Source organism: Pedococcus soli (genome assembly GCF_054782575.1).
Window position 1 is genome coordinate 525,572 of record NZ_BAAGSF010000006.1, and the last position, 26,978, is coordinate 552,549.

Sequence of the window (26,978 nt, forward strand, 5' to 3'; positions counted from 1 at the left end):
ACTTCCTCTGCTCGAGCGCGCTTGAGCACGCGTGGTCGGATACTGCTCACCACGAGCCCCGCGCACACAGAGTTCACCTTGGCGGCCAATCTCTGGCGCAGACAGGGCGATCGCCACCTTTCGGACACGCGGCGGGCGTCGGCCGCTTCGCCCGGCACGCAGGTACGTCGTGGCCGGTCCGTCGCTCTGGCCCGGTGGCTCGTGAGGGTGTAGGCAGGGGGTGGGCGCGACCTTCGCGTTCGTCACCGAGGAGGACCCCGTGGCCGCCACACTCGACAGCGCCCAGTTGCTCGCCGCACTCGAGCCGGTGGTCGAGGAGAACCTCAACCGTCACCTCGAGGCCGCCCAGGACTGGATGCCGCACGAGTACGTGCCGTGGTCGATGGGCCGCGACTTCGCTGAGCTGGGGGGCGACCCGTGGTCACCGGACCAGTCGCAGCTCTCGCCGATCGCCCGGACGGCCCTGGAGGTCAACCTCCTCACCGAGGACAACCTGCCCAGCTACCACCGCGTGATCGACCAGGCCTTCGGCCGCGACAGTGCCTGGGGCACCTGGGTCAACCGGTGGACCGCCGAGGAAGGCCGACACGCGTTCTGCATCCGCGACTACCTGCTCGTCACCCGGGGCGTCGACCCCGACGAGCTCGAGCGGGCCCGCATGGACACGATGGAGACCGGCTACGACTCAGGTGACAAGGCGCTGCTCAACATCTGCGCCTACGTCTCGTTCCAGGAGCTGGCCACCCGTGTCTCGCACCGGAACACGGGCCGCTACACCGAGGAGCCGATCGCGGAGAAACTGCTCACGCGGGTCGCCAAGGACGAGAACCTCCACATGATCTTCTACCGGAACCTCGTCCAGGCGGCCCTGGAGCTGACGCCGAACCAGACCATGCGGGCGATCACCGACGAGGTCGTGACGTTCCAGATGCCCGGCTCGATCATCCCCGGCTTCGGGCGCAAGGCGGTGCAGATGGCGATGGCCGGCATCTACGACCTGCGCATCCACCACGACGACATCGTGACCCCGATGCTGCGCCAGTGGGGTGTCTGGGACCTCGAGGGCCTGGACGCCTCCGGCGAGCAGGCCCGGGAGGAGCTCGCGACCGCGGTCGCCTCCCTCGACGAGGAGGCTGCTCGCTTCGTCGCCCGCCGCGAGGAGCGAGCGGCCAAGCAGGCGGCGCGCCAAGGATCCTGACCCCGCCCCGCCGGAAGCGCGGCGGGCCACCGGACCTGTGTGCCGGGTGGCCCCGGCCGTGGCGTCCACCGGCGTCACCGTCGGGCGTGCACCCGCCGGATCGTCACCACGCTCGCGACGGCGCAGAGGGCCCAGGTGCCACACAGCGCCGCGGTCGCGGCCACGCCGACCGCGGTGACGAAGGGGTGGCTCGTCGAGCTGCCCAGGAGCCGCGTACCGAGGGCCAAGGTGCCGATGGGGAAGGTCAGCGCCCACCATCCCGGGCTGAACGGCATACGCGCGCGGAATCCTCGAACGGTCATCGTGACGGCGTGGGCGACCACCGGCAGGGCGACGGCGAGCATCACGTAGCCGTAGGCGTCGGCCAGCCGTCGAGCGGCATCGGCCGCTGAGGGCGTGAGGAGCGGCGAGCTCCGGCTCGCGATCACCTGGGCCGCGGCCATCGACTGACCGACCATGCCCAACGGGATCCAGGCCGAGGCCGAGGCTGCGATCGGTAGGGCCGCTCTCCGGAAGTGGTGGTGGTAGGCCGTCGCGAAGACGAGCGTCCCGAGGAACAGCGCGAGGAAGAAGCAGGCGACGACGGCCACGAGGAGGGCCATGCGGACGTGGGGGCCGACCTGGGGGATCAGGGCCGCGCCGGTCGTCGCGGACACCATCGGCGGCACCAGCGGGAGCCCCCACGCGGGGACCGGGTCCCGGAGGTTTCGCCTGAGCAGGACGGTGGCGAACCCGAAGGCGGTGACGACACCGAGGCCCGTGCCCACCACCCAGCACCCTGCATCGGTGACCACCACCCATCGGGCGGGGACGCCGGAAGCGGCGTGCGCCCCGAGCTGTGGCAGCACGGTGAGCAGCGCTGAACCGATCGAGAGGATGCCCATCGACACGGTGCCCCATGTCGGCACCACTGCTGGGTCGCGGAGGGTGCTCGTCAGGACGGCCGGGTCGCGAGCGGCACGCCCACCGAAAGAAACCGTGAGCCCGATGAGCAGCAGCACGCCGACCAGCGTCAGCAGCGACGCCGGCACCAGCAGGACCGGGACCTGGGAGGCGTCACGTGCAAGGAGGGTCGCCAGGATCCCCGTTCCCATGACGGAGGAGAACCACACCGGTCCCGCCGGAGGCAGGACGGGTCGAGCCGAGCGCCCACTTCGCTCTCGGGGCAGGCGTGTGGCGACCTGGTCCACAACGGTTCTCATGAGCCTCACTCTGGGCCCGCGAGGCGACGTGCGGTACCCGGCCCGATGGTGTCGCGCCACAAGAGATGCTTGTGAGCCCCTAGGGTGCAGGGGTGCAGAGCCTCCATCGCATCCCGTCGCTCGAGCAGCTGTCGGCCCTGACTGCTGCCGCCGCCCACGGCAGCATGGGGGCTGCTGCCCATGAGCTGGGAATCAGCCAGCAGGCAGTCAGTGCACGGATATCCGCCGCAGAGACCTTGATGGGCCTCGCGGTGCTCGAGCGGTCGAGCGGCGGCGTCAGGCCGACGGGGCAAGGACAGCTGGTGCTTGCCTGGGCAGAGCGGGTGCTGGAGGCAGCCCGGGACCTGGGCGACGGCATACAGGGGATGGACGCCTCTGGGCGCACCCTCCTCGTGGCGGCGAGCAACACGATCTCCGAGGCGCTCCTCCCCCAGTGGGCCACCCGGCTGCGCCGCGCGCACCCCGATGTCGCCCTCCAGGTCGAACCGGGCAACTCCCGGTCCGTCATCGAGGCCGTCACGAACGGTGCGGTCGACCTGGGCTACGTCGAGACGCCGCAGATCCCCCGAGGGCTGCGCTCCAGGACCGTCGCCCACGACGAGCTCATCGTCGTGGCGCCACCGGACCACCCCTGGGCGCGGAGGCGGCGAGGCATCGACACGGCCGAGCTGTCGAGCACCCCGCTCATCCTGCGGGAGGACGGTTCCGGGACCCGCACCCACATCCAGCAGGCACTGCCGGGCCACGCCTCGCCCCTGCACACCCTCGCCTCCACGGCAGCCGTGCGCGACGCGGCCCGCACCATGGGCGTTCCCACCATCCTGTCCTCCCTTGCCGTCGTGGACGACCTCGCGACCGGACGCCTGGTGCGCGTGAAGGTCACCGACCTCTCCATGCCGCGCGCCCTGCGAGCGATCTGGAACCCCCACCAACGACCCCGCGGGCCGGCTGCCGAGCTGCTGCGCATCTCGACCCAGCCGTCGCGCTCCCCACGAAGGGGCCCACGAGTGCCGCCGGCCTGAGTCCGGGGTCCCTGCAGGCGCGAGCCGACCAGGCCGTCAGCCGACCACCTCGTGGAGGTGGACCCCGTGGTCCGCGGCGATGAGCTCGGCGGCCTTCTCCCCGATCATGATTGCGGCGGCGTTGGTGTTGCCGCTGACGACGTTCGGCATCACGCTCGCGTCGGCCACGCGCAGGGCCTCGATGCCGTGGACCCGCAGCCGCGGGTCGACGACGTCACCGATCCGACAGGTCGACGTCGCGTGGTAGACGGTCAGCGCGTAGTGGCGGGCAAGGTCCTCGAGCAGCTCGTCGCTCGGCTCGGCGCCGGCGACATGGCCGTGTGCCTGAGCCAGGTGCGGCGGGATGACCGGCTCGCCGAGGCCGCCGCCGGGCCATGCCTGCGCGACCTCGAGTGCTCGGCGCATCACGGCGATCATGACCGTCACGTCGTGCGGGTCGCCGAAGTAGTTGAAGTCGATCGTCGGCGGTACCGCGGGGTCCGCACTGGCCAGCGTCACCGAACCCTCGGAGTGGGGTTGCACGGGATTGGGCAGCACCACGACCTGCCCGCGCGTCGGGTCCAGGAAGGTCTCCGGGTCCTCGAAGAAGGCAGCCGGCGGCAGCCGAAAGACGCCCTCCCAGATCGCCGGTGTGTAGCCGGTCGCGAGGAAGCCGATCTGCGCGTCGTGGGTGTGCTCGTCGCCCAGTCCGGTCGAGAAGAACGCGACCGCGTCGTAGAGGGAGGACGAGGCGAGGCCGCTGCCGGTCGTGAACCACTCGCCGATGCGGCGCTCGGCCTCGGCCTTGGCGGCTGCGAGGGGCTCGGGAAGGTCGTCGTCGTCCGCGGGGTCGGCCGGCAGCGGTCCGGCGGGGGCCCGTAGTGCATCCGGCCCGAGCGACATCGCCACCTCGGTCATCGTCTCCCCGATGCCGTCGGCGGCGAACATCAAGGGTGTGTGCAGGTGGTCCTTGAGGTGGCGTCCCACGGCCGGGAGGTCCACGACGCAGGCCACCCCGACGTCCGTGAGCTCTTCTCGGGACCCGACCCCTGAGAGCAGGAGCAGGTGCGGCGACCCGATGGCGCCTGCGCACAGCACCACCTCGGTGCTCGCGGCCACCGTCTCGGACGTGCCGTGCTCGGTGCGGTAGGCGACCCCGGTGGCGCGAAGCACCTCACCGGCCGTCTCGAACAGGACCCGCTCGACGAGGGCGCCGGTGACCACCGTCAGGTTGTCCCGGTCCATCGCCGGCTCGAGGTAGGCGTGGAAGGTCGAGCTCCGCCTGCCGTCCTTCGTCGTCGTCTGGAAGAGCGAGGCAACCCCGTCGGGGTTGAGGCGGTCACGACCGTTGTAGTCACCCTGCTTCAGTCCTGCGGCGCCCGCGGCCTCCACGAACTGCACCGAGGCACGCAGGATCGGCTGACGCACCGACACCCCCACCGGGCCGTCGTGGCCGTGGGCGTCGGGGTCGGCGTGGAGGTCGGGGCTGCCCACGAACCCCTCGGCCTTGAGGAAGTACGGAAGGACCTCCTCGTAGGACCAGCCGACCGCGCCCCCTGCGGCCCACGAGTCGAAGTCGCCCGGGTGCCCACGCACGTACGCCATGTAGTTCAGTCCGGAGGAGCCGCCGAGCATCTTCCCGCGGGGCACCATCATCCGACCGCCGACCAGGCCCTTGCCGACCCCGCCGGGATCACCGTTGTACATCCAGTCGGTCGCGGGGTCGTTCTGCAGGCTGGCGACGGCGGCCGGCACCAGCTCTGCGGGAGGTGGCGGCCCGCCGGCCTCGAGCAGGCAGACCCGGACGTCCGGGTCCTCGCTCAGCCGGGCAGCGACCACGGCGCCCGCCGATCCCGCCCCCACGATGACGTAGTCGTACGAGTCCATCGATCCCACCTCGCTGTGGCACCTCGCCGGACGGCGGGGACGGTCTCGCCACGCAACCACACTCGGGAAGGCGAAACAAGGGAGCCGGGGCCGCTGCTTCTCCCAGTCGGGGGGGCCGGACGCATGATGGTCGGGTGCTCTCTGCCCTCGCCCCGGCCAGACGGCGCCTGACCCTTGCTGTCGGCGGCCTGGTCCTCGTCGCGATCGCTGCCTCAGGGGTCGCCGTCGTCGTGGGACGCGACGGCGCGGCCAGGCCGGTCGACCAGGCCGTGCCGGGACCGGTGCTGCTCGTTCCCGGGTACGGCGGCTCGACCTCCGCGTTCGGCCGACTCGCCTCGACCCTGCGCTCGGCAGGCCGGGACGTCACGGTCGTCCAGCTGCCTGACCAGGCCCTCGGCGACCTGCAGGGCCAGTCCGACGAGCTCGCCCACGTCGCAGCCGGCGTCCTCGCCCGCACCGGGGCGACCTCGGTGGACGTCGTCGGCTACTCCGCGGGAGGTGTGGTGGCTCGGCTCTGGGTGCAGGAGGGCGGCGGAGCCGGCTCCGTGCGTCGGCTGGTCACCCTCGGGTCGCCCCACCACGGGACCCAGCTCGCCGCCCTCGGCTCGCTGGTCGCCGGCGCCTGCCCGGTGGCGTGCCAGCAGCTGGCCCCGGAGAGTCCCGTGCTGGCCCGGCTGAACAGCGCTCCACTCCCCCGCGGTCCCCGTTACCTCGCGGTGTGGACGACCCAGGACGACGTGGTGGTGCCCGCGGCGTCGGCCGAGCTCGACGGCGCGACCAGCGTCTCGGTCCAGCAGGTGTGTCCCACGGACGGGGTGCGCCACTCGGGTCTGCCCGAGGACGTCGTCGTCGTGGGCCTGGTGGCCGGGTCCGTCGGCGCGGAGCCCATCCCCGCGTGGGGTCCGTCGGACTGCGCCCGACTCAGCTCGTGATGTCCTTGGTGGCGAAGTTGGCCCATGCAGCCCCGAGGAGCACGGCGACGTAGACGGCCTGCAACCCGACGCCCCGCTCGACCCCGCTCAGCAGGAGTGGGTCACGGTAGAGGTCGACGAACGTCAGCCAGTACCGCGTCGGCAGGTAGGGCTGCAGGGGACGGGCCGCGTCGATCGTGAGCAGCAGGGAGGACCCGATGAGGAAGGCGAGTGCGCCCAGGGTCGCCGTCTGCGGTGAGTCGGTCAGCGTCGACAGGAACAGCGCCATCGCCGCCACCCCGAGCATCGAGAAGGTGATGAAGGTGATCGCCAGCACGGTGCGCCAGGCGATCTGACCGGGAGTGAGCAGGGTGCCCGAGACGCTGACCATGGACTGCGACAGCGGTGCGTTCCCGAGCGTGAGCCGCCCCACGACGAACCCGACGGCAGCCACGGTGAGCACCGACACGAGGACGTATGCCGTGCTCGCGACCAGCTTGGCCACGAGCAGCCGCGTACGGCCGACAGGGCGGATCAGCAGGTACCGCAACGTTCCTGCCTGGGACTCACCCGCCACCGCCTCCCCGGCGACGACGGCAACGGAGATCGGCAGGAACAGCGGGAGCACGATGGCCAGGGCCGCGATCGCGAACAGCGACCCGTTGGCCACGACGGCCGAGAGGAAGGCGGGCCCCTGACCCGGACGCGGTGCGATACCGGTCACCGCGAGCAGCACCGCCACGATCGTCGGCAGCAGGTTGAGCAGGGCGATGGTCAGCCACGTGCGGCGGCGGCGGAAGAGCTTGCCGAGCTCGACGACGATCACCGGGCCACCTCCCCCGGAGCCCGCGCGCTGGTGCGCTCGGCGATGACGTCCTCGAGGCGGCGGCGCTCGGGTCCGAGCTCCACGACGCGCAGTCCCGCGGCCACGAGCCGTGCGTTGATCTCAGCGGCGTCGGCGGTGCGGACGAAGAGCAGGTCGTCCTCCCGCACCTCGACGCGGCCGTCGAGGAGGCGGTGCGCCTCGTCGGCGTCGGGGGTGCGCACCACCACTCTGCCGGTGGGTGCCCGCAACGTGGCGAGGTCCTCCTGGACGACCAGCCGGCCACGGTCGAGCAGCCCGATGCGGGTGCAGAGCTCCTCGACCTCGGCGAGCAGGTGGCTGGAGAGGAAGACCGTCGTGCCGGCGGCGTTGAGGGTCTGCAGGAGGGTCCTGACCTCGAGGATGCCCTGGGGGTCGAGCCCGTTCGTCGGCTCGTCGAGGACGAGGAGCTCGGGCTGGCGCAGCAGGGCACCGGCCAGCCCCAGCCGCTGACGCATGCCGAGCGAGTAGGCACGCACCGGACGACGGCCCACGGACGCGAGGCCGACGAGCGAGAGGGCCTGCGCCACCCTGTCCCGGCGGCCGCGACGGCCACCACCCAACGGACCCTGGGGCGCGGGACCGCTCGCGTCGAGGATGGTGAGGTTCGCCGCACCGGAGAGGTGGCCGTATGCAGCCGGGCCCTCGACGAGGGCCCCGACACGGGGCAGCACGCTGGCCGCGTTCTTGGGCATCGGCTGTCCGAGGACCCGGACCTCCCCCGAGGTCGCCAGGACGAGCCCGAGCAGGCAGCGCACCGTCGTGGTCTTGCCCGATCCGTTGGCACCGAGGAAGCCGTAGACGTCACCGGGACGCACGTCGAGGTCGATCCCGTCGACGGCCGCGACCGCGCCATACCGCTTGACCAGGCCCTCGGTGCGGATCACGACGGGGCCCCTTGACCGTGGAGCAGCTCGTCCGCGGCCTCGGAGAGGCCCGCGGGGGTCATCGTCCCGGTGAGCAGCCACTGGATCCCCGACCGGTCGGGCCGGGTCAGGAGGAGGGCGAGGGGGCCGACGTCGACGGCGGTGCCGGCCGGTACGGCGTGCGAGCCCGCTGCGAGCTGCAGCTGCTGGTCGAGGGACCGCGCCCTACGGCCCGGGAGTCCGGCCACCGCCAGCTGGGTGACTCCGCTGCCGTACAGGCCCACGCCGCGGGTGCCTGCGAGCGGATCCTGGCGTGGGTACCTGCGCAGGACGTCCGGGGGCTGGGCCGGTGAGAACCGCGCGATCGCGTCGACGAGGTCGAACCGGCTGCTGATCCGCACCCGCGCCGACGGCGGCGGGGTGAACGAGATCGCCGCCTCCGGGGGTCGCCCGGGGGCGAAGTCGAGGAAGGTCGTCGACATGGCTGCGCGGGAATCGCCCCGGCCGTAGACCTCGACCGACACGGGGATGCCGGACTCACGGTCGGCCCAGACGTCCACGCGGTCGATGCTGCTCTGCGGGTCCTGCGGCCGGATGCGCAACCCGTCGGCGGCCCGACCCGCGACCCGGCGGGCCGCCAGCATCGACGCCTGGGCACCGGTGGCCCCACTGAGGAGGCGTGCAGCCAGCGCCGGGGGAAGACCGTCGTCGGCCCTCGGCAGTCGGACCGTGCCCGCGGGGGCGTCGGCGGCCCGTGTGGCCCGGTTGTCCTCGAAGTCCCACGACCACGACCCGGAGGGGCTGACCCGCAGACTCCGCTCACCGCCCGGGTCGAGGGTGTCCACGCGCCACTCGTCGTCGTCCCGCCACCAGACGCGCAGCTCGGTGCGACCACCGAGCAAGGTCGACACGTCGTTGAACTCGTCGCCGACGGGCAGGGCCAACGCACCGGTCGACTCGGCGTACCCCGAGTAGGCCGCCCCCCTGGCCGACACGATCCGCTGGAGCAGAGCAGCAGCATCATCGTGCTCCCCGCCGACCGGCAGGACACGGAGCACCAGCGGCACCGCCGCGATGGTCAGCGCCGAACCCACCACCACCGGCCATCGCCACGAGCGGATCACCCCGCCCACGGTACGTCGCGGAGCCGGGAGCCGCGATGGCCTGCCAGCCTCGGTTCGGTCACGTGAACGACGCCCGTCGGGCGCGAAGACCGTCCTTCGCGGGCGGCACCGGTCCGTACCAACGGTGCCCACCCCGAGGAGCGGACACCGTTGGTGTCGACGTCCGTCAGTCGGCACTCAGGCCCGAGGTTCCGTATGCCGTGCCGGCAGCGGTGCCGGTGGAGGTGAGCCCTCCCTGGGCACCGACCCAGAAGGAAGACACCGAACCGTCACCCAGACGCACCGACAAGGTCCGTCCGTCCGACGACACCGCGGCGTCCGTGGGACCGGCGCCAGTCGTCGCAGCAACGGCCGCTGCCAGCGACAGCGAGCCGTCGTGGGAGATGCGGTAGGCCGAGATGGAGGTGCTGGCCGCGTTCACGACGTACGCCCAGTCGCCCGCGACGACCAACCAGCAGGCCGCCTTCTGCGTGTCGGCCATGGCGCTGGTGATGGGCCGCAGAGGCCGGACCCGATACGAGGATGCGGATCCGGTCGCCGCCTCCGACACGATGAGGTGTCCGCGTCGGTCGAAGTCGAAGCCGTAGGGCGTCGTACCCGCCGACGCGTGTGGCCTCGCGTCCCCGGCGTAGCCGCCGACGACTCGGAACGTCTCGATCCGGTTGGCGGCCTTCTCGGTCACGATGAGTGAGTGCCCATCGGGGGTGAAGGAGACCTGCGCGGCGTCGGTGGTGCCGCCTGCCGGGTTGGGGGTGAGGCTTCGCGTGGAACCGGGCAGGCTGTGCAGATCTCCGTCGGCGTCGTAGCGGAAGCCTCGGATCGTGTCGTCGCCCTGGTTCAGCACGTAGCCGACCCCATCCCGCACCGTGACACTCACCGGGAAGTCGCCGCCGGAGCTGATCCGGTCTCGCAGGACAAGACCGCGGCGGGTCGAGACCAGGGCCGACACCGAATCGTCGCCGGCGTTGACCACGAACAAGATCCGGCCGTCCCGGGCGACACCCCCCTGGGAGTGCAGCGACGCGCCGGCGCCGAGACCTCCGGTAGCGACTGTTCCAGCTGCGCGGAGCGAACCGTCCTGCGTGCGGTCGAAGACGGCGACAGCGTTCCCTGCCGCTGCGTTCGTGGCCTCGTACACGTGGCCGACGACCGCGTCGCCCGCCCTGGCTTCATGGGCGGAGGCGCCGCCCGCAGTCGCGGCGAGCATCAGTGCAGCCGCCGTGGCTGCAGCTGCAGCGAGGACTGAGGTGCGTGTGGTGTTCATGAGGTTCTCCCGTTGAGTTGGTGGATGCGATGACCTCGAAACCACCCCTCAGGTGCCCGTGCTTCCCGGTTTCGGGGTCCGTAAGGAGGACGAAAGAATTGCGTTGTCCGACAACAGGTCTGCCGTCACGAATGTCGCCACGCACCCACGCTCAGAGTTCCCCCAGCACCTCAGCGAGTTCGAGCAGTGATGTCACCTCCACCTCGGGGCGCGCGAAGCAGGTCGGGTAGGTGGCACCCGTCCGGTTGATGAACGCCGTCCTCAGGCCGGCGTGGTGCGCGCCGTGGATGTCCCAGGGATGGACGGCGGCCAACATCGCCTCATCGGCAGCCACCCCGCAGACGTCCAACGCGTACTGGTAGGCGGCCCCGGCCGGCTTCCACAGGGGCGCCGCCTGCACGGACAGGAGTCGCTCGAACGTGGTCGTGAGGCCGTTGCGGTGGAGGAGACCCTCCGCCACGGCGGTCGAGCCGTTGCTCAGGGTCACGAGTCGGATCTCCAGGGCTGCCAACGCCGGGATCCCGGTCAGGACATCGGGGTGAACAGGCAGGGTGGCGAATGCAGCCATCACCCGATCGACCGCCAGGTCGACGTCATCGAGCTGCAGCGGCCGCAGCACCGTTGCCAACGACGTGGCGGCCAGGTCGGCGAAGTCGGGGTTGACCCCAGTGACGGTCAGGGCGAACCCATCGCGCAGCAGCGACGCGAACCACGTCCCGGCCAGGGCGGGCGGGGCGCCCATTTCGGCGAAGGTCTGCTGCAGCCCGCTCATGTCCGACAAGGTCTCGTTGACGTCGAAGACGACCAACCCTGGCCGGGGCCTGATCTCTGTGCTCATCGATGACTCCTTGCGCGATTTCGTCTCCACTGGTGCGATGTCAGCCTGTCGCACCAGCGTCCTCATGTGCTGGACCTTCGCCCGGAACCGAAGGCGGCCGACACCTTCGTGAGGGACCGAACCCACCTGACGGGAACACCATGAGCCACCCAGCGGGTTCCCGGGGTGTGCCCGAACCCCGACCGGACGTTGACGCGCAGGCGTCGGCCCGCGCGTTCCGTGAGCATGTCGAACCACAGCTCGAGGTGCTCCTGCGCGTGGCTCAGTCGCTGACGGGCAACGCTGCCGACGCCGAGGACCTGACCCAGGAGACCCTGATCCGCGCCTACAACGCGGTCAGCCGCTTCGACGGACGTCATCCCCGGGCGTGGCTGCTGACCATCCTTCGACACACCCACCTGAACATGCACCGTCGCCAACGGCCCGAGACGGTGGCGGACTGGGAGTCGCTGCGCAGGACGCGACCGGCCTTCGGAGCAAGCGCGCCGCACAGCGCCGAAGAGGAGGTCATCGGCCAGGAGCTGCATGACCACCTGGAACGCGCTCTGGCCGAGCTGGACCCGCGCTTCCGTGCGGTCCTGTGGCTGGTCGACGTCGACGACCTCAGCTACGCCGAAGCAGCCGCGGCGCTCGGCGTGCCTGTCGGCACCGTGATGTCGCGGCTCAGCCGTGCCCGAGAACGCGTCCGCCACCACCTCGGCCCGACCATCCTCACCGCAAGGAGGCTTCCATGATCCGCTCGCTGCGTGCCGTGGTCACCTGCCACTGGAGCGCGCGACGCATCCAGCGGTACCTCGACGCCGATCCAGCGGCACTGCTGACGCCCGGCGAGGTGTCCCGGCTCGAGTCGCATCTGGCGACCTGCGAGACCTGCGCCCAGGTGGCCAACGAGCACCGGACCCTGCACCGGGCCCTGTCGCGCTGGCCGGGACGACCGGTGCCCGACCCCGTTGCCGTGGCGCGCCTGCGCGGGTTCGTCGATCAGCTCGTGGGCGAGGAACAGTGATGAGTCCCGACAGCAGCGTGGTGGGCGGGGCTGGGCTGTCCCTTGACGGACCAGATCGATCCGTACCGGCCGGGGCGTTCACGCGCGGAGCGGGTCCCGGGCGAACCGCGCCAGCCCCTCCTTCGGCCCCACCCGGGCGGTGAATCCGAGCTCGTCGGCTGCACGGGCCGGTGAGGCGACGACGTGTCGCACGTCGCCCAGCCGGTACTCCCCGGACACGACCGGGCTGAGTGCGGCCGCCGAGCCGGCGGTGACCATCCGGGCCACGTCGAGAATGGTCACCGGCTCACCGGAGCACACGTTGTAGGCCGCGTGGCTGCCCTGGTCGCGCCCGCCAACGGCCTCCACCGCGGCCACGTTGGCGCGGGCGACGTCCTCGACGTGGACGAAGTCGCGCACCTGACCGCCGTCCTCGAAGACGACCGGAGCCCGCCCGGCCTCCATGGCCGACCGGAAGATGGCGGCCACACCCGAGTACGGCGTGTTCCTGGGCATCCCCGGCCCGTACACGTTGTGGTAGCGCAGCGAGATGGCCGCGCCGGGAGCCTGGCGTGCCCACGCGGTCGCGTAGTGCTCCTGGGCGACCTTGCTCGCGGCGTAGCTGCTGCGCGGGTCGAGGAGGGCGTCCTCGGTCACCGTCTCCCAGTCCAGCACCCTGCCGCAGCGCGGGCACGCGTTGTCGAACCGGCCCGCGTCCAGGTCCTCCACGGTGCGGGGTGCCGGCGTCTGGTGACCGTGGTCCGGACACCGGTAGCGGCCTTCGCCGTAGACGACCATCGACGACGCCTGCACGAACCGTGGCACCCCGGCCCTGGCCATGGCGGCAAGGAAGGAGGCGGTACCGAGGTCGTTGTGTGCGGCATACAGGGGAAGGTCGGCGACCGTCACGCCGGCGCCGACCATCGCGGCAAGGTGGCACACGACATCGACGCCGCGCAGGAGCCCGACCCAGTCGTCGGCGGCGCGGACGTCGAGGACGTGCACACCCTCCGGTGCCGTCGCTGGACGGACATGGGCCTGCGGCACCATCGCATCCACGGCCACGACGTCGTGTCCTGCGGCGCGCAGGGCCGTTGCTGTCGCCGTGCCGATGAACCCCGCCGCGCCGGTCACCAGCACGGTCATCGAAGCCTGCGTCACCACGGCGTCACCAGCAGCGACTGGACCAGCAGCCCCAGCGCAGCCTGGCCCACGAGGGCCCACCGCCGTGCCCGTACGGGGACCATGACCGTGGCCAGCAGCAGCCACGGGACGAAGGGGAGCCAGATGCGCTCCACCTCGGCCTTGCTCATCAGCGACAGGTCCGCGACCACGATCGCAAGGACGGCACCGACCACGAGTGTCAGCACAGGGTCGCCGTCGGGTCGGTGGGCAGTGGCCCGCAGGCGTCCGGCGGACGCGGCGAGGGCGCCGAACAGGACCGGCCCGGCGCACACGGCCAGCAGGGCCAGGTTGGCCCAGACCCAGTACCAGGCGGGCCGGGCGGAGGCGAGGCCGTCCCAGTACCGTTGGTGCAGAACCGGATACGCCTGCCAGTACGCGAACCCTGACCAGGCAGAGGCACCCACGACGACGCCTGCCCCGACGGCAACCACTGACGCCAGCGCAACCACGTCACGGTGCCAACCTCGGGCGGCGACCAGTGCCGCGAGGACCAGCACCACCACGAGGGGCAGCCCGTAGGACAGCATGGCGCAGCCACCCAGGCCGAGTCCCGTGGCGACCGCCAACGCCGAGGACCTCACGCGGGTGGGCGCGGTACCGGCCAACGCAGCCACGGCAACGGTCCAGGCCGCGACGGCGGCGAACACCGCATCAGCCGAGACGGCCTGCCAGACGGCGAACGGACCCAGCACCAGGAAGGGCAGCACTCCCCTGGCCCGGGCCTCGTGGCCGAGGGCCCGGCAGGTCACGGCGACCGCGACCGGGACGGTCCCCGCGACGGCGACCACGACCAGGCCGGCGGCCAGCCCGGAGCCGAGTCCCAGGTGGACGAGGGCGACGAAGAAGAGCAGTGCGCCCGGTGGGTGCCCGGCCACGTGCACCGGCCAGTTGTCGTTGGCAGTCAACGGGATCCGACCGATGAACGAGCGAAGCAGCTCGCCGGTGTCACCGACGCCTCGAGCGCTGACCAAGTACTCGGTGTCATGGTCGAGGACTGTGCCGATCCCGTCCACACCGTCCACGAGAGCGAGGGACACCATCCAGGCGACCGACAGTGCCCACACCGCCAGCAGGAGCCTGCCCCAGCCCAACCGCGCCATGACCGTCCACGGGTGCGGGGTCGCGGCCCACCCGAGCAACCCCAGCGCCGGGAGGGTGCCCACGCCGACCCGTGGGGACCACGCGGCCTGCAACGGCGCTGCCGCGCCGGCGTGCACGTTCACCCCTGGCAGGTGCGCCACCACGACCGCGGCGGTGATGAGCGAGATCGCCACCAGGACACCCCGCAGCAGTGCCCGCCCGGTCCGGGACCCGCCGTCCGCGCGCGGTTCGTGGTCCGTCGACGTCGACGTCGACGTCGACGTCGCCGACTGGGCGGTTGCCTGCGTGGGAGCCGTGGCTGCACGTGGTGTGGTCACGTCGCTGACCCTCGCACGCCCCGGGCACCGGTGACGGGCCACGGGCTCACTGGTCAGACTTCCGTAATGTTTGGCCCCGCAACGCGATCGGTGGCCGCCATAGCGTCGTCGCATGGTCCTGGACTGCGAACTCATCCTCCCGTGCCGCAACGAGGCGCGAGCCCTGCCGGCCCTGCTCGCCAGGGTTCCCGCGGGCATGTCCGTCCTGGTCGTCGACAACGGCTCGACCGACGGAACCGCCGACGTCGCCCGCGGGCTGGGGGCGAGCGTGGTGGTCGAGCACCGGCCCGGGTACGGCGCAGCGGTCCAGGCCGGGGTGGCCGCGGCCCGAGCGAGGTACGTCGCCGTGATGGACGGCGACGGTTCGCTGGACCCGGCGGAGCTGCTCCCCCTGCTCGAGGACGTCGCCGGAGGCCGGGCCACGATGGCCGTCGGGCGACGCCGCCCCGTCACCAGAGCCACCATGGGCTGGCACGCGAAGGTGTTCAACGTGGTGGCGGCGTGGTGGATCGGCAGACGCACCGGGATGCGGCTGCATGACATCCCCTCCGTGCGGGTGACGCGCCGCGCAGACCTGCTCGCGCTCGGGGTCCGGGACCTGCGCTTCGGGTACCCGGTGGAGGTCCTGGTGAGGGCACACCGAGCAGGATGGTCCGTCGTCGAGCACGACATGACGTACCGGCCGCGGGCCGAGGGCACGACCTCCAAGGTGTCCGGGTCCTTGCTCGGCTCGGCCAGGGCTGCGCACGACCTCGTCAAGGCCCTCCCGTGACCGGCGCCACGATCCTCGTCGTGGCCAAGGCCCCGGTCGCTGGTGAGGTGAAGACCCGTCTCGCAGCCACCGTGGGAGCACACCACGCCGCACGCCTGGCGCAGGCGGCCCTGCTGGACACGCTGGCCGTGTGCGAGTTCGTCTTTCCGCGGGGACGTCGCGTGCTCGCGCTGGCCGGGAGCCTCCACCGTGCCGTCGACCCCGCCCAGCTGCTCGAGGCGCTGACCGGTTGGCACGTGGTCGGCCAGGACGGTCCGACGTTCGCGCACCGGCTCGCCACCGCGCACCGGAACGTGCACGCCACCCACGGCGGCCCGGTCGTCCAGCTCGGGATGGACACGCCCCACGTCACCGCCCGGCACCTCGAGCACGTCATCGCGGCCACACGTGGCGGTCGCCCCGTCCTGGGGCGTGCGCCTGACGGAGGCTGGTGGGTGCTGGCCACCACCTCGCCCGGGGACGTGGCCGGGCTGCCCCTGGTGCCGATGTCCCACCCGGACACGTGGGTGCGCACCCGGGCCGCCGTGGAGGGCGCTGCCGGGACCGTCCTGCACACCGCCGAGCTCGGAGACGTCGACACCGCCGCCGACGCCCACGCAGTCGCCGCAGCAGCACCGCACACCAGGTTCGCCCACGCGTGGCGGCAGCTGGACACCACCCCGGAGAGCAGGACCGCATGAGCACCGTCACCAGCCCGGGAGGCACCACCGCGGGGGCTGCTCGCGTCGGCCCGTTCACGGACGCGGAGGCGGGGGGCCGTCCCGGTCATGCCTCACCTGCGCGGGTGTTCGCCACGGCCCTCGCCCTGGGGACGCTCACGGCGGTGATCGAGGGGCACGCCACCCATCGCGACCTCCCCGTCCGGAGCTGGACGGGCAAGGCCTCCCGCAGCGACAGGTTCCTGCTCGACCACTGCCACGGCTCCACCATCGACCTGGGGTGCGGTCCCGGTCGCCTGGCGGCCGAGCTCCGCACCCGGGGCCACGACGTCCTCGGCGTCGACACCTCCCGAACAGCGCTGGTCGAAGCCAGACGACGTGGCGTGCCCGTCGAGTGCGGCAGCCTGTTCGACCCCCTGCCGGGTGAGGGAACGTGGGAGACCGTCCTGCTCGCGGACGGCAACATCGGCATCGGCGGCGACCCCACCGCCCTCCTCGCCCGCGCCAGGCACCTCATCCACGACCACGGTCGTGTGGTCGTCGACCTCGCGAAGGCGGGCACCGGCCTGCGCGTCCACCAGCTGCACCTGCGCGCGGGCGGCCTCGCGTCCACGTCGTTCCCGTGGGCCGAGCTCGGCCCCGACGCCTTGCCGCAGGCTGCCTCGGCGGCCGGCCTCGTCGTCGCTGCCGTCACCCAACGACACGGACGCACGGTCGGCGTCCTGGCCCCGTCCACCGGCGTGAAGTCGTGAGCGGCACCCGTTTCACCGACTCCCTCACGAGCCTCCTCGACCGAGCCCCCACGCCGGAGGACTTCACCAGCCCTGCCCGCAGCCCGCAGCTCACGGCGCGGGTCGGGACCTGGCTCGGCGTCTGCTTTCTGGTGGCCTTCCTCACCGGTGTCTGGAGCCACCTCGCACAGCTGCCGAACCCGCTGGTCCCCCTGCCGACCCGACCCATCTGGCTCTACCGGGTCACCCAGGGCGTGCACGTCGCGGCGGGGACCGCGGCCGTGCCGTTGCTGCTGGTCAAGCTGTGGTCGGTGTTCCCCCAGCTGTTCCGGCGCCCACCGACGCCGACCCGAGCCAGGCTGCTCGACGCCGTCGAACGGTTGTCCATCCTGGTGCTGGTCTCCAGCGCGTCGTTCCAGCTCGTCACCGGTCTGGCGAACTCCGCCCAGTGGTACCCGTGGTCGTTCTCGTTCCGGTCCACTCACTTCGCCCTCGGCTGGGTAGCCATGGGCTCCCTGCTCGTCCACGTCGCGGTGAAGCTGCCCGTCATTCGCAGCGCCTGGCTGGGGCCAGAGGTGGCACCCGTGCCGGGTGCTGTGTACCGGCGCACCATCCTGCGGGCCACCTGGGCGGCGGCCGGCGTCGCCGTGGTGACCAGCGCCGCCTCCGGGGTCCCGGGCGTCAGGCGCCTGTCGGTCCTCGCCCCACGCTCCGGCACAGGGCCCGGCAACGTGCCGATCAACAAGACCGCCGCCGCCGCAGGCGTCACGACCGCCGCGGCCGACCCCGGGTTCACCCTCACCGTCAGCCTGGGCGGTGCCCACCGACAGCTGACCCGAGCAGACCTGGAGTCCATGCCGCAGACCACTGCCACCCTGCCCATCGCCTGCGTCGAAGGGTGGAGCGCCACCGGCACCTGGACCGGGGTGCGCATCACCGACCTCATGGCCCTGGTCGACGCGCCCACCGGCTCGGCCGTCCTCGTCGAGTCCCTCCAACGCGGCGGTGCGTCGAGTCGCAGCCGCCTGCCGGCCAACGTGGCTGCCGATCCGCAAGCCATCCTCGCCCTCACCCTCGACGGCGAACGACTGTCCCTCGACCACGGGTACCCGTGCCGGATCATCGCTCCCAACCGCCCCGGCGCGCTGCAGACGAAGTGGGTCAACCGGATCGAGGTGCAGGCATGACCGGCACCCTGCGCGGAACGCGCACCGTCATCGGCGCGGTGGGGCTCGTGCTCGGTCTGTATGGCGTCGTGCGCCTCCTCGGCCTCGGATGGGGCAACCTCCTGGCGACCGTCCCCTGGCTGGCCGGTGTCGTGGTCGTCCACGACGGGCTCGTCGCCCCCGTGGTCGTCCTCGTCGGGGTCGCAGCGGCGCGCGTCCTGCCGACCTGGAGCCGTCGTGCTGCACTCCTGGTCCTGGTCGTCCTCGGCCCACTGACGCTGCTGGCGGTGCCGGTGCTGGGCCGGTTCGGCGCGAAGGCCGACAACCCCACCCTCCTCGACCGTCCGTATGCCGCAGGATGGGCCGCGGTCGTCGCCGTAGTCTTGGTCGCAGCGGCAGCTGTGGCCGTCCACGACCGACGCGAAGGAGTACCCCGTGGCTGAGGTCCTCGTCGTCGACGACGACCTCACCGTCCGCGAGGTCGTCGTGTCCTACCTGCGGGCCGGTGGACACCGCGTACAGGAAGCCGGTGACGGCGAGGGTGCGCTGCAAGCCATGCGCGGCCGCGGTGCCGACCTGGTCGTCCTCGACCTGATGCTCCCCGGCGTCGACGGGCTCGAGGTGTGCCGCCGGCTGCGCGAGAGCAGCGACGTCCCGATCATCATGCTCACCGCCCTCGGCGCCGAGACCGACCGCCTCGTCGGGCTACGGCTCGGTGCCGACGACTACGTCACGAAACCGTTCAGTCCCCGCGAGCTCGCCCTGCGCGTCGACTCCGTCCTGCGTCGCGTCGGGCAACGACACCCCAAGGGCGCAACCGTGACCGACGGCGACCTCGTGGTCGAGCCGTCCGAGCACACGGCGACGCTGGCCGGTGCCGTCCTCCCGCTGACGGTGCGCGAGTTCGACCTGCTGCACTTCCTGGTCGCCAACCCCCGACAGGTCTGGTCCCGCGACGCGCTGCTGCGCGAGGTGTGGGGCTGGTCGTTCGGTGACCAGTCCACCGTCACCGTCCACGTCCGCCGCCTGCGCGAGAAGGTCGAGACCGACCCCCGTCGCCCGGCCCGGCTGCTCACCGTGTGGGGCGTCGGCTACCGGTGGGAACCGCAGTGACCGGCGACCAGGTCACCGTGGTCCTCATCGCCGCCGGGTGGTCCCTGGGCGTCGGTGTCGTCGGTGCGCTCATCGGGTGGCGCATCCGACGCGCGCCCATCCGCTGGTCCGCCGGGCTCATCGCCGTCGTCGCCGTCGGCGGTGTCGTCGCCGGTGTCGTCGGAACTGCACGGGCGATGTTCCTCTCGAGCCACGACCTGGGCGTCATCGTCCTCGTCTGCGGTGTCTCCGGTGTGGTGTCGGCAGCGTTCGCGCTCCTGCTGGCCCGCACCCTGGCCCTGTCCGCGCGAAGACTCCGAGGCATGGCCGCTGCTGTCGGTGCGGGGCAGGACGTGGACGCGCCCGCCGGAGACCCGTCAGAGATGCGCGAGGTCGCGGACGAGCTGGCACGCAGCAGTGAACGGTTGCGTACCTCCCAGGCGCGCGAACGCCAGCTCGAGCAGTCCCGCCGCGAGCTCGTCGCCTGGGTGTCCCACGACCTGCGGACCCCGTTGGCTGGGTTGCGTGCCATGGCCGAGGCGCTCGACGACGGCGTGGCCAGCGACCCCCGGCGCTACCACCGGCAGATGCTGACGGAGACGAACCGGATGGCCGGCATGGTCGACGACCTGTTCGAGCTGTCCCGCATCCACGCCGGCGCGCTCAACCTGACCTTGGAACCCATGGTCCTGCGGGACGTCGTCAGCGAGTCCATCGCCGGCGCCACCCCGGTGGCCACCACCCGCGGTGTCGAGCTCGGCGGGAACGTCGTGCCCGACGTCGAGGTCCGCGCCGACGCCACGGCGCTGTCCCGGGTGGTGGGGAACCTCGTCATGAACGCCATCCGCCACACCCCGACCGACGGGGTCGTCCTCGTCGAGGGCCGCACGGCCGGGGACACCGTCGAGCTCACCGTGAGCGACGGCTGTGGCGGCATCGACCCCGACGACCTCGAGTCGGTGTTCGAGGTGGGCTGGCGCGGCACCCGCGCCCGGACACCGGGTCCGGACACCGGCGCCGGCCTCGGCCTGGCCATCGTGCGAGGGCTCGTCGAGGCACACCAGGGAACCGTGACCGTCAGCAACCACGGCAACGGCTGCCGCTTCGTCGTCCGCCTGCCCGCCTAGTCAGACGCCCCAGCAGCGGTCAGGGGGAAGTCGTTCACAGGAGTTCGGCGTCCTGCTCGACACACAGCAGGACCGGGCCGTCGGTGGCGAAGAGCTCGGTCATCGCCGCGTCCAGCTGTTCGCGATGCGTGACGCGGATCCCGTGCGCACCGCAGAGCACGGCATACGCGGCCCAGTCCGGGTTCGTCAGTGAGGTGTGCCACACCGGGTAGTCGGCGGCCAGCTGTTCCTTGCTGATCTTGCCGAGCGCGTTGTTGTTGAGGAGGACGTGCTTGACCGGTATGCCGTGGTGCACGGCCGTGGTCAGCTCCATCGCGTACTGGCCGAAGCCAGCGTCGCCGGTGACCGCCACGATGGTGCGGCTGGGGTCGGCGGCCCACGCACCCATCGCCGCCGGGTAGCCGAAGCCGATCGAGCCGAGGTATCCCGACATCAGCACCGGCTGCCCCTTCGACTCGAGGTAGCGGCCGAGCGAGTAGGCATGGTTGCCGACGTCGACGGTGACGACGGCGTCGGCCGGGAGGTGCTCGGAGAGGGTGGCGAAGACGGCTGCGGCCGACACGCCCCGACCGCGGTCGTCGGCGACGCGACGGGCCTTCTCGGCGCGCCAGATGGCCCAGCGATCCGCCACGTCGCCGCGCTGGTCCTGGGCCTTCGTGCCGGCCGCCCTCACGGCGTCGGCCAGGGCGGGGAGGACGACAGCTGCATCGCCCAGCACCTCGGCGGTCACCGCGTCGAACCTTCCGATGGCTGTGGGGGTGTCGTCGATCTGCACGATCCGCTGCCATGGCGCGATGCCGGTGTGGTTCGAGAACGATGCGCCCACGACCACGAGCAGGTCGGCCTCGTTCATCAGCCAGCTGGCGACGGGGGTCCCGCTCCGCCCGAGCACTCCGGCGCCCAGGGGGTGCGTGTCGGGCACGAGACCCTTGGCCTTGAAGGTCGTGAGCACCGGCGCGCCGAGCTGCTCGGCCAAGGCGACGACCGCGTCCCTGGCGTCGCGAGCACCGTGTCCGACCACGAGCACGGGCCGGACTGCCGAGGCGACGAGCGCGGTCGCGCGGGCCAGCGCATCGGGATCGGGTCCGACGGGTCGACGGGAGTAGCGGCCGTCCGGCGACCCGGCCGGCGCGGACGACGGCTGCACCTGGACCTCGTCGGGCAGCACCAGGTGGGCAACCCCCCGGCCGTCGCGGGCATGCTTGACCGCCAGCGCGGCGAGCTCGGCGTGGTCGCTGCCGGACTGGACGGTGGTCGTGGAGATCGCGACGTCGCGGAACACGGCCCCGAGGTCGAGGTCCTGGAAGGCTCCGCGGCCCAGCACCTTCGACGGCACCTGCCCGGAGATCGCCACCACGGGGGCACTGTCCAGCTTGGCGTCGTAGAGACCGGTCAGGAGGTTGGTGGAGCCCGGACCCGCGATGGCGAAGCACGCTGCGGGTCGACCGGTGAGCTTGCCGTAGGCGCTGGCGGCGAAGGCGGCCGCGCCCTCGTGCCGGATGCCGACGTACCGCAGCCCACCCCGCTGCTCCGCGCGCCGGAGGGCGTCCGCAAACCCCAGGTTGGAGTGGCCCACCATGCCGAAGACCGTGTCGATCCCATGGGCGACAAGGGTTTCCACCAGGACGTCCGCCACGGTGCGCCCCGGGGGCACCCGGTCCGGGAGCCGGATCTGGACTCCTCCGGGGCCTTCCTCCACCTCGTAGGCCGCCACCCGGTCATCCAGGTGGTCGGCGAGCTCTCCGGGCGGCGCCCCCGAGATGGGGTCGTAGTCGTAGCCGTGCCAGGGGCAGCGAAGCAGTCCGTCCTCGATGGACCCCTCCCCCAGCGGGCCACCCTGGTGCGGGCAGTGGTTCTCGAGCGCACCGAGCCGCCCGCCACAACGGGTCAGGGCGATGGAGCGCCCGTCGACGGTGACGCTCCGCACCCGCCCCTCCTCCGGGACGTCCTGCGGTGGGACCTCGTGCCACGACTCCGTGGTGGTGTCCATCTCACGCTCCTCGTGCCCGTGCGGACCGGTAGGAGCATCAGTACACACCCTCTGCCCTAGCGTGACATCGCATCGGAGAAGTACGTTCCTGTGCCAGGGAGTCGATCGGAGAACGACGTGGACCTCACCCAGACCCGCACCAGCCTGCACGCGGTGGCCGAGCTCCTCCTCGCGGGCCCTCAGTACGACGCCTGCGGCGACATCCGCCTGCGCGTCGTCCCCGGCGGCATCGCGACCGTGGCCCGGCCCGACCTGCGGCTGCTTGGCTCCGAGCTGGTCGGACCGGGCGGGCGGCACCCGTTGACCGGGACCTATGCCGCGGCGGCCGCAGTCCTCGGGGTGACGCCCCGCGGGCTGGGCGACGTCTACAGCGACACCGTCGACGTCGCTCCGGAGGACTCGATCGTGACCGACCCCGACCACGTCGGCGTGCTGCTCGACGCGTTCGCCCGGGGCGACGCTGCACTGCGCACGTTCGCGACGTCCGAGGAGCCGGTGCTCTGGCCCGAGCACTTCGACATCGGCATCTCGCTCGGCGAGGTCAACTACGGGGTCTCCCCCGGCGATGCGGTCATCCCCGAGCCCTACGCCTACGTCGGTCCGTGGCGGCGGCGACAGGGCGACTTCTGGAACCAGTCGTTCGGGGCGGCCAGGCCAATGGCAGAGCTGGACGACGTGGCGGCCTTCTTCGCCGAGGGCGCAGAGCGAGCCGTCACTGATTCCTGAGGGCGCTGTGAAGGCGCACGGCTCACGGACGGAACCGCCCGGTGGGTGCTCTTTCAGCCGCGGCCGGCGCCACCGCCGTTGCGACCGTGCGTGGCCGGGTGGCGCTCATCGACGTCGTCAGCTGCGACCTCACCCACGTGACGCTTGGCGTATGCCGCGTCCTCGGCTCCCGCTTCGACGTGCGTCGGGTCGAGCACGCGCTGCAGGAAGACCTTGGTCCGCTCCTCGGTGGGCTCTCCGATGACCTGCTCGGGCGCGCCCTCCTCGACGATGACGCCACCGTCCATGAAGATCACGCGATCGGCGACATCGCGGGCGAAGGCCATCTCGTGGGTCACGACGAACATCGTCATTCCCTCGCTGGCGAGCCGGCGCATGACTGAGAGGACGTCACCCACCAGTTCGGGGTCCAGGGCGGATGTCGGCTCATCGAAGAGCATCAGCTTGGGGTCCATCGACAGCGCTCGGGCGATGGCGACGCGCTGCTGCTGACCACCCGAGAGCTGCGCGGGGAAGGCGTCCTCTTTCTCGGAGAGGCCGACCTTCTCGAGGTTCTCGCGGGCCTTGGCCTGGGCCTCGTCCTTGCTCCGCTTGAGCACCGTGGTCTGGGCGACCGTGCAGTTCTCGAGGACCGACAGGTGCGGGAAGAGGTTGAACTGCTGGAAGACCATGCCCATGTTGCGACGGATGGCGTCGATGTCGCAGTCGGGGTCGTTGACCTCCTCCCCTCCCACCTTGATCGAGCCGCTCGTGGGGCTCTCGAGGAGGTTGATGCAGCGCAGGAAGGTCGACTTGCCGGAACCTGAGGGACCGATGACACAGACGACCTCGCCCTGGCGGATGGTGGCACTCAGCCCGCGCAGGACGTCGTTGGCGCCGAACGACTTGTGGAGGTCGGTGACCTCGACGATCGGGGCGGCCGGGGTGGGTGCGGTCACGGCTCAGCGCTCCTTCTTCTGTCGGGCTTCCATGCGGCGCACGATGATGGAGAGCGGGAGGGTGATGATCAGGTAGCAGAAGCCGGCCACCACGAGAGGTGTCAGGCTGGCGTTGTCGCTGGAGAGCTGCCGCCCGTACTTGGTCAGCTCGTACCCCGAGGCCGACAGCCCCAGGACGTAGACGAGCGAGGAGTCCTTGACGAGGAGGATGAGCTCATTCGTCAACGGCGGAGTGATGACCCGGAAGGCCTGCGGCAGGACGATCTTCCGCGTGGCGACGCCGGACGGCATACCGAGCGAACGAGCAGCTTCGATCTGTCCGGGCGGTACGGCCTGGATTCCCGCTCGAATCGTCTCGGCCATGTAGGCGGAGGCGACGAGGCCGAGGGCGACCCACACCGTTCCGTAGGGGTCGTACGGAATGACGAACCCCTCGAAGGCCAGCGACATGAGGCCGAACGCGATGAAGACGATGATCGCCGGAAGGCCTCGGAAGAACTCGATCCAGATGGTCGCGATCCACCGGTAGGGGGCGACCGACGACAGTCGCATGAGGGCCAGCACCGTGCCCAGCAGGAGGCCGATGACGAAGGCGCCGGCTGTGTAGACGATGGTGTTCTTGAGCGCACCCCCGACGCCCTCGGTCAGGGTGGTCCTGATCAGGTCGCTGCGGAAGAACTGCTGCTGGATCTGCCCCCAGTCCGCGACGAACGCGATGACCAGCGCCACGCCGACGAGAACTGCGTACTGCACCCACCGGATCCGCTGGGCGCGCCTGCGCGGGGACAGCTTCTTCTTCGGTGGCGCTTCGGTGTGGGTGGCGCTCATCAGCTCTCCTGCCGACCTGCGGGGTCATGGGCCGCAACGCCGAGGGGCGACGGCCGGTCGAAACCGTACTGCCGCCCCCCACGCTGCGCGAGGTCACTTCGGGGCGTCGACTCCGAACCACTTCTTGTAGATCGTGTTGTAGGTGCCGTCGGCGACTGCAGCCTTGAGTACCTCGTTGGTCAGCTCGGTGAGCTTCTGACCGTTGGCGTCCTTCTTGAACATCAGGCCGTACTGCTCGCCGGTGTCGAACTCCTTGACGACCGCGGTCGTCGGGTTGTCCTTCACGTAGTCCAGGAGGGGCCCGTTGTCGTTGATCGCGGCGTCCACCCGACCGGCGAGCACGGCCGCGAGCTGGGTCGGCAGGTCATCGAAGACCACCGGCGTGAAGCCGTTGGCTCCCTTTTCCTTCTCGGCGAACTCCTGACCCGTGGTGTCGGTCTGGACGCCGATCTTCTTGCCCTTGAGGCTGGCGAGGTCGGTGACACCCGAGTCCTTCTTGGTGATGAGTGCCGCCGTCGAGTCGAAGTACGGGTCCGAGAAGCTGATGGCCTGCTTGCGCTTGTCGTTGATCGTCGTCGCACCGTAGCCGGCGTCGCACTTCTTGGCCGCGAAGGCAGCACCCGACGTGATCGTCGCGAACTCGATGTCGACGACCTCCTGCTCGACCCCGAGCTTCTTGGCGACGAGGTCCATGAGGTCCACGTCGAAGCCGACGACCTTGGAGCCTTCCTTGAACTCGAACGGCTTGTAGGACAGGTGGGTGCAGGCCTTGAGCTTGCCCCCCGTGATCAGCGCCACGCCAGCGGAGTTCGTGGCGGCGGGGGCGGCATCGTCACCGGAACCGCACGCGGCAAGGGCCAACGTGGACGTGAGCGCGACGACAGCGAGGGCGCTGGCGCGGCGTGTGCGTGAGGTGGTCACCGGAGTACTCCTAGGCGGTAGTGAACGTGGTCGACCCACGTCTGACTGCCGCCGACAGTACCCAGCGCTGGGCGGCATACACCGCCTTGACTTCAGGCAACCCCGAATCGTGACCTGCTGCGCGGGGACCGCGGCTCAGGGCCGCCCGAGGCCCTGACGTGCGGGTACTCCTCGTCGCGGGACTGGAAGGCGAGGATCGCGGGGTTGCCGATCACGCCGTCACGGACCTCGACGGCGCGCTTGATGGTCTCGTCCGAGTCCCACGCGGCGGACCCCGCCAGCACCGTCGCCACGTGGGGAAGCAGCGCCTCGCTGATCTCCCAGGTCGCGGAGTCCCAGAGGTAGGACGGGCTGTGGTCGACCCCGTAGTAGCGGACGTGCTCACCCACGGTGAACATCGGGTCCTCGAACGTCGTCGGTCTGGCCCAGCTGAAACCCATGCCCTCGTCGCACGAGACATCGATGACCAGCGTGCCGGGCGCCAGCGTCGGCAGGTCCGCGTCGTGGAGGAACACCATCGGCGCGTTAGGGTCCTGCAGCACGCAGTTGACGATGATGTCGTGCTCGGCAAGGTAGGTCGCCAACGGCACCGGGCCGTTCTCCGTGTAGGCGACGCTGCCGCTCCCGCCCTCGGGCCGGTCGAAGTTGACGATGTTCGCCGAGTGGATGGGCGACGCGATCTCGGCGACCTCCCGCAGGCTGAGGACGTCCACCTGGTTGAGGCCCAGGGCGCTGAGGGCGGTCACTGCGCCACGGGCCGTGGCACCGAAGCCGATGACGGCGGCACTCAGTCGACGTCCGTAGTCACCTGTCGATCCCACCAGCGAGAGCGCGTGCAGCACGGACGCGTAGCCGGCGAGCTCGTTGTTCTTGTGCAGCACGTGCAGGTTGAAGGCACCGTCGGGGCGCCAGTGGTTCATCGCCTCGAACGCGATGAGCGTCAGCCGCTTGTCGATCGCCAGCTGGGTGATCTCGGCGTCCTGGACGCAGTGCGGCCACCCCCAGAGGACCTGGCCCTGCCGCAGCTCCGCGACGTCGGCCGCGAGGGGCTTGGGCAGCATGATGACGTCGCACACGTCCACCAGCTGCTGGCGGGAGAGGATCCCGCCGACGAACGGGCGCAGCTGCTCGTCCGAGATCCCGAAGTTCTCGCCGTACCCCTGCTCGAGGAAGACCTGCCCCCGCAGTGCCGGGTCGAGGCGTTCCAGGTGCCGCGGGTGGATGGGAAGTCGGCGTTCGTTCTCCTTGCGTGAGCGAGAGACGATTCCAAGGCTGAGCTGCTGCACG

The 26,978-nt window shown here is 71.4% G+C and carries 27 protein-coding genes; 13 read left to right on the forward strand and 14 right to left on the reverse strand.

All coding sequences use genetic code 11. The annotated features are described in order from the left end of the window. The first annotated feature begins 259 nt into the window (after positions 1–259). Positions 260–1,198, forward strand: coding sequence for an acyl-ACP desaturase (locus tag ACYVKF_RS17815; protein WP_056917105.1), 939 nt, complete (start codon positions 260–262; stop codon positions 1,196–1,198). Between the two features lie 74 nt (positions 1,199–1,272). Here ACYVKF_RS17815 and ACYVKF_RS17820 read toward each other — a convergent pair whose 3' ends face one another. Beyond that, positions 1,273–2,400, reverse strand: coding sequence for a TDT family transporter (locus ACYVKF_RS17820; protein WP_460968185.1), 1,128 nt, complete (start codon positions 2,398–2,400; stop codon positions 1,273–1,275). Positions 2,401–2,492: 92 nt separating this feature from the next. Between ACYVKF_RS17820 and ACYVKF_RS17825 the strand changes: the two genes are divergently transcribed. Further along, entirely contained in the window at positions 2,493–3,422 is a 930-nt protein-coding gene (locus ACYVKF_RS17825) for a LysR family transcriptional regulator (RefSeq protein WP_460968186.1), read from the forward strand. A gap of 36 nt (positions 3,423–3,458) precedes the next feature. On the opposite strand, the gene ACYVKF_RS17830 is transcribed toward ACYVKF_RS17825, so the two are convergent. Next, positions 3,459–5,288 carry a GMC family oxidoreductase gene (locus ACYVKF_RS17830; protein ID WP_460968188.1) on the reverse strand — a complete coding sequence of 610 codons (1,830 nt, stop codon included), beginning with the start codon at positions 5,286–5,288 and terminating at the stop codon, positions 3,459–3,461. 134 nt (positions 5,289–5,422) lie between these two features. Between ACYVKF_RS17830 and ACYVKF_RS17835 the strand changes: the two genes are divergently transcribed. Then, entirely contained in the window at positions 5,423–6,220 is a 798-nt protein-coding gene (locus ACYVKF_RS17835) for a lipase family alpha/beta hydrolase (protein WP_460968189.1), read from the forward strand. Here the strand turns inward: ACYVKF_RS17835 and ACYVKF_RS17840 are convergent. The 5 genes from ACYVKF_RS17840 to ACYVKF_RS17860 form a co-directional block, all read right to left on the reverse strand. Next, positions 6,210–7,025 carry an ABC transporter permease gene (locus tag ACYVKF_RS17840; RefSeq protein WP_460968191.1) on the reverse strand — a complete coding sequence of 272 codons (816 nt, stop codon included), beginning with the start codon at positions 7,023–7,025 and terminating at the stop codon, positions 6,210–6,212. The genes ACYVKF_RS17835 and ACYVKF_RS17840 overlap by 11 nt on opposite strands. Then, positions 7,022–7,948, reverse strand: coding sequence for an ABC transporter ATP-binding protein (locus tag ACYVKF_RS17845; protein WP_056919132.1), 927 nt, complete (start codon positions 7,946–7,948; stop codon positions 7,022–7,024). The genes ACYVKF_RS17840 and ACYVKF_RS17845 overlap by 4 nt, the downstream gene beginning before the upstream one ends. Next, complete coding sequence (locus ACYVKF_RS17850) at positions 7,945–9,051, reverse strand: LolA family protein (protein WP_460968194.1); 1,107 nt, start codon at positions 9,049–9,051, stop codon at positions 7,945–7,947. Before ACYVKF_RS17850 ends, ACYVKF_RS17845 begins: the two co-directional genes overlap by 4 nt. A gap of 166 nt (positions 9,052–9,217) precedes the next feature. Beyond that, a complete protein-coding gene (locus ACYVKF_RS17855; RefSeq protein WP_460968196.1) occupies positions 9,218–10,315 on the reverse strand; it encodes a lactonase family protein in 1,098 nt (365 codons plus the stop codon). Between the two features lie 151 nt (positions 10,316–10,466). Continuing rightward, positions 10,467–11,153 (reverse strand): haloacid dehalogenase type II, encoded by a 687-nt coding sequence (locus tag ACYVKF_RS17860; protein WP_460968198.1) that lies wholly within the window; start codon positions 11,151–11,153, stop codon positions 10,467–10,469. 140 nt (positions 11,154–11,293) lie between these two features. Here ACYVKF_RS17860 and ACYVKF_RS17865 point away from each other — a divergent pair, with 140 nt between their 5' ends. After that, a complete protein-coding gene (locus ACYVKF_RS17865) occupies positions 11,294–11,887 on the forward strand; it encodes an RNA polymerase sigma factor (RefSeq protein ID WP_460968200.1) in 594 nt (197 codons plus the stop codon). Further along, complete coding sequence (locus tag ACYVKF_RS17870) at positions 11,884–12,159, forward strand: anti-sigma factor family protein (RefSeq protein ID WP_460968202.1); 276 nt, start codon at positions 11,884–11,886, stop codon at positions 12,157–12,159. Before ACYVKF_RS17865 ends, ACYVKF_RS17870 begins: the two co-directional genes overlap by 4 nt. A gap of 78 nt (positions 12,160–12,237) precedes the next feature. Here the strand turns inward: ACYVKF_RS17870 and ACYVKF_RS17875 are convergent, their stop codons facing one another. After that, positions 12,238–13,284 (reverse strand): NAD-dependent epimerase/dehydratase family protein, encoded by a 1,047-nt coding sequence (locus ACYVKF_RS17875; protein ID WP_460968203.1) that lies wholly within the window; start codon positions 13,282–13,284, stop codon positions 12,238–12,240. Between the two features lie 11 nt (positions 13,285–13,295). Then, on the reverse strand, positions 13,296–14,741 hold the full coding sequence (locus ACYVKF_RS17880) for a hypothetical protein (RefSeq protein WP_460968205.1): 1,446 nt from the start codon (positions 14,739–14,741) through the stop codon (positions 13,296–13,298). A 112-nt stretch (positions 14,742–14,853) separates the two neighbouring features. Between ACYVKF_RS17880 and ACYVKF_RS17885 the strand changes: the two genes are divergently transcribed. Genes ACYVKF_RS17885 through ACYVKF_RS17915 form a run of 7 tightly spaced genes read left to right on the forward strand, consistent with a single transcriptional unit; the run spans position 14,854 to position 20,288 of the window. Next, a complete protein-coding gene (locus tag ACYVKF_RS17885) occupies positions 14,854–15,513 on the forward strand; it encodes a glycosyltransferase family 2 protein (protein ID WP_460968207.1) in 660 nt (219 codons plus the stop codon). Further along, positions 15,510–16,193 carry a TIGR04282 family arsenosugar biosynthesis glycosyltransferase gene (locus tag ACYVKF_RS17890; RefSeq protein ID WP_460968209.1) on the forward strand — a complete coding sequence of 228 codons (684 nt, stop codon included), beginning with the start codon at positions 15,510–15,512 and terminating at the stop codon, positions 16,191–16,193. The genes ACYVKF_RS17885 and ACYVKF_RS17890 overlap by 4 nt, the downstream gene beginning before the upstream one ends. Beyond that, positions 16,190–16,924 carry a methyltransferase domain-containing protein gene (locus ACYVKF_RS17895; RefSeq protein ID WP_460968211.1) on the forward strand — a complete coding sequence of 245 codons (735 nt, stop codon included), beginning with the start codon at positions 16,190–16,192 and terminating at the stop codon, positions 16,922–16,924. Before ACYVKF_RS17890 ends, ACYVKF_RS17895 begins: the two co-directional genes overlap by 4 nt. Next, on the forward strand, positions 16,921–18,090 hold the full coding sequence (locus ACYVKF_RS17900) for a molybdopterin-dependent oxidoreductase (RefSeq protein ID WP_460968213.1): 1,170 nt from the start codon (positions 16,921–16,923) through the stop codon (positions 18,088–18,090). Before ACYVKF_RS17895 ends, ACYVKF_RS17900 begins: the two co-directional genes overlap by 4 nt. Continuing rightward, complete coding sequence (locus ACYVKF_RS17905; RefSeq protein ID WP_460968215.1) at positions 18,087–18,512, forward strand: hypothetical protein; 426 nt, start codon at positions 18,087–18,089, stop codon at positions 18,510–18,512. The genes ACYVKF_RS17900 and ACYVKF_RS17905 overlap by 4 nt, the downstream gene beginning before the upstream one ends. Then, positions 18,505–19,182, forward strand: coding sequence for a response regulator transcription factor (locus ACYVKF_RS17910; protein ID WP_460968216.1), 678 nt, complete (start codon positions 18,505–18,507; stop codon positions 19,180–19,182). Before ACYVKF_RS17905 ends, ACYVKF_RS17910 begins: the two co-directional genes overlap by 8 nt. After that, a complete protein-coding gene (locus tag ACYVKF_RS17915) occupies positions 19,179–20,288 on the forward strand; it encodes a sensor histidine kinase (RefSeq protein WP_056919144.1) in 1,110 nt (369 codons plus the stop codon). The genes ACYVKF_RS17910 and ACYVKF_RS17915 overlap by 4 nt, the downstream gene beginning before the upstream one ends. Positions 20,289–20,322: 34 nt before the next feature. Here the strand turns inward: ACYVKF_RS17915 and ACYVKF_RS17920 are convergent, their stop codons facing one another. Next, positions 20,323–22,278 carry a thiamine pyrophosphate-binding protein gene (locus ACYVKF_RS17920; protein ID WP_460968218.1) on the reverse strand — a complete coding sequence of 652 codons (1,956 nt, stop codon included), beginning with the start codon at positions 22,276–22,278 and terminating at the stop codon, positions 20,323–20,325. 117 nt (positions 22,279–22,395) lie between these two features. Here ACYVKF_RS17920 and ACYVKF_RS17925 point away from each other — a divergent pair, with 117 nt between their 5' ends. After that, entirely contained in the window at positions 22,396–23,004 is a 609-nt protein-coding gene (locus ACYVKF_RS17925; protein WP_460968220.1) for a hypothetical protein, read from the forward strand. A gap of 53 nt (positions 23,005–23,057) precedes the next feature. Here ACYVKF_RS17925 and ACYVKF_RS17930 read toward each other — a convergent pair whose 3' ends face one another. The 4 genes from ACYVKF_RS17930 to ACYVKF_RS17945 all read right to left on the reverse strand — a co-directional run bounded on the left by ACYVKF_RS17930 (position 23,058) and on the right by ACYVKF_RS17945 (position 26,977). Beyond that, complete coding sequence (locus ACYVKF_RS17930) at positions 23,058–23,942, reverse strand: amino acid ABC transporter ATP-binding protein (protein WP_056914636.1); 885 nt, start codon at positions 23,940–23,942, stop codon at positions 23,058–23,060. Between the two features lie 3 nt (positions 23,943–23,945). After that, complete coding sequence (locus ACYVKF_RS17935) at positions 23,946–24,770, reverse strand: amino acid ABC transporter permease (protein ID WP_082553133.1); 825 nt, start codon at positions 24,768–24,770, stop codon at positions 23,946–23,948. Positions 24,771–24,863: 93 nt separating this feature from the next. After that, the gene (locus ACYVKF_RS17940; protein WP_460968223.1) at positions 24,864–25,691 is read right to left on the reverse strand and encodes an ABC transporter substrate-binding protein; all 828 of its coding nucleotides are present in this window, start codon (positions 25,689–25,691) and stop codon (positions 24,864–24,866) included. Between the two features lie 92 nt (positions 25,692–25,783). After that, positions 25,784–26,977 carry a N(5)-(carboxyethyl)ornithine synthase gene (locus tag ACYVKF_RS17945; RefSeq protein WP_460968225.1) on the reverse strand — a complete coding sequence of 398 codons (1,194 nt, stop codon included), beginning with the start codon at positions 26,975–26,977 and terminating at the stop codon, positions 25,784–25,786. Between the last annotated feature and the right edge of the window lies 1 nt (position 26,978).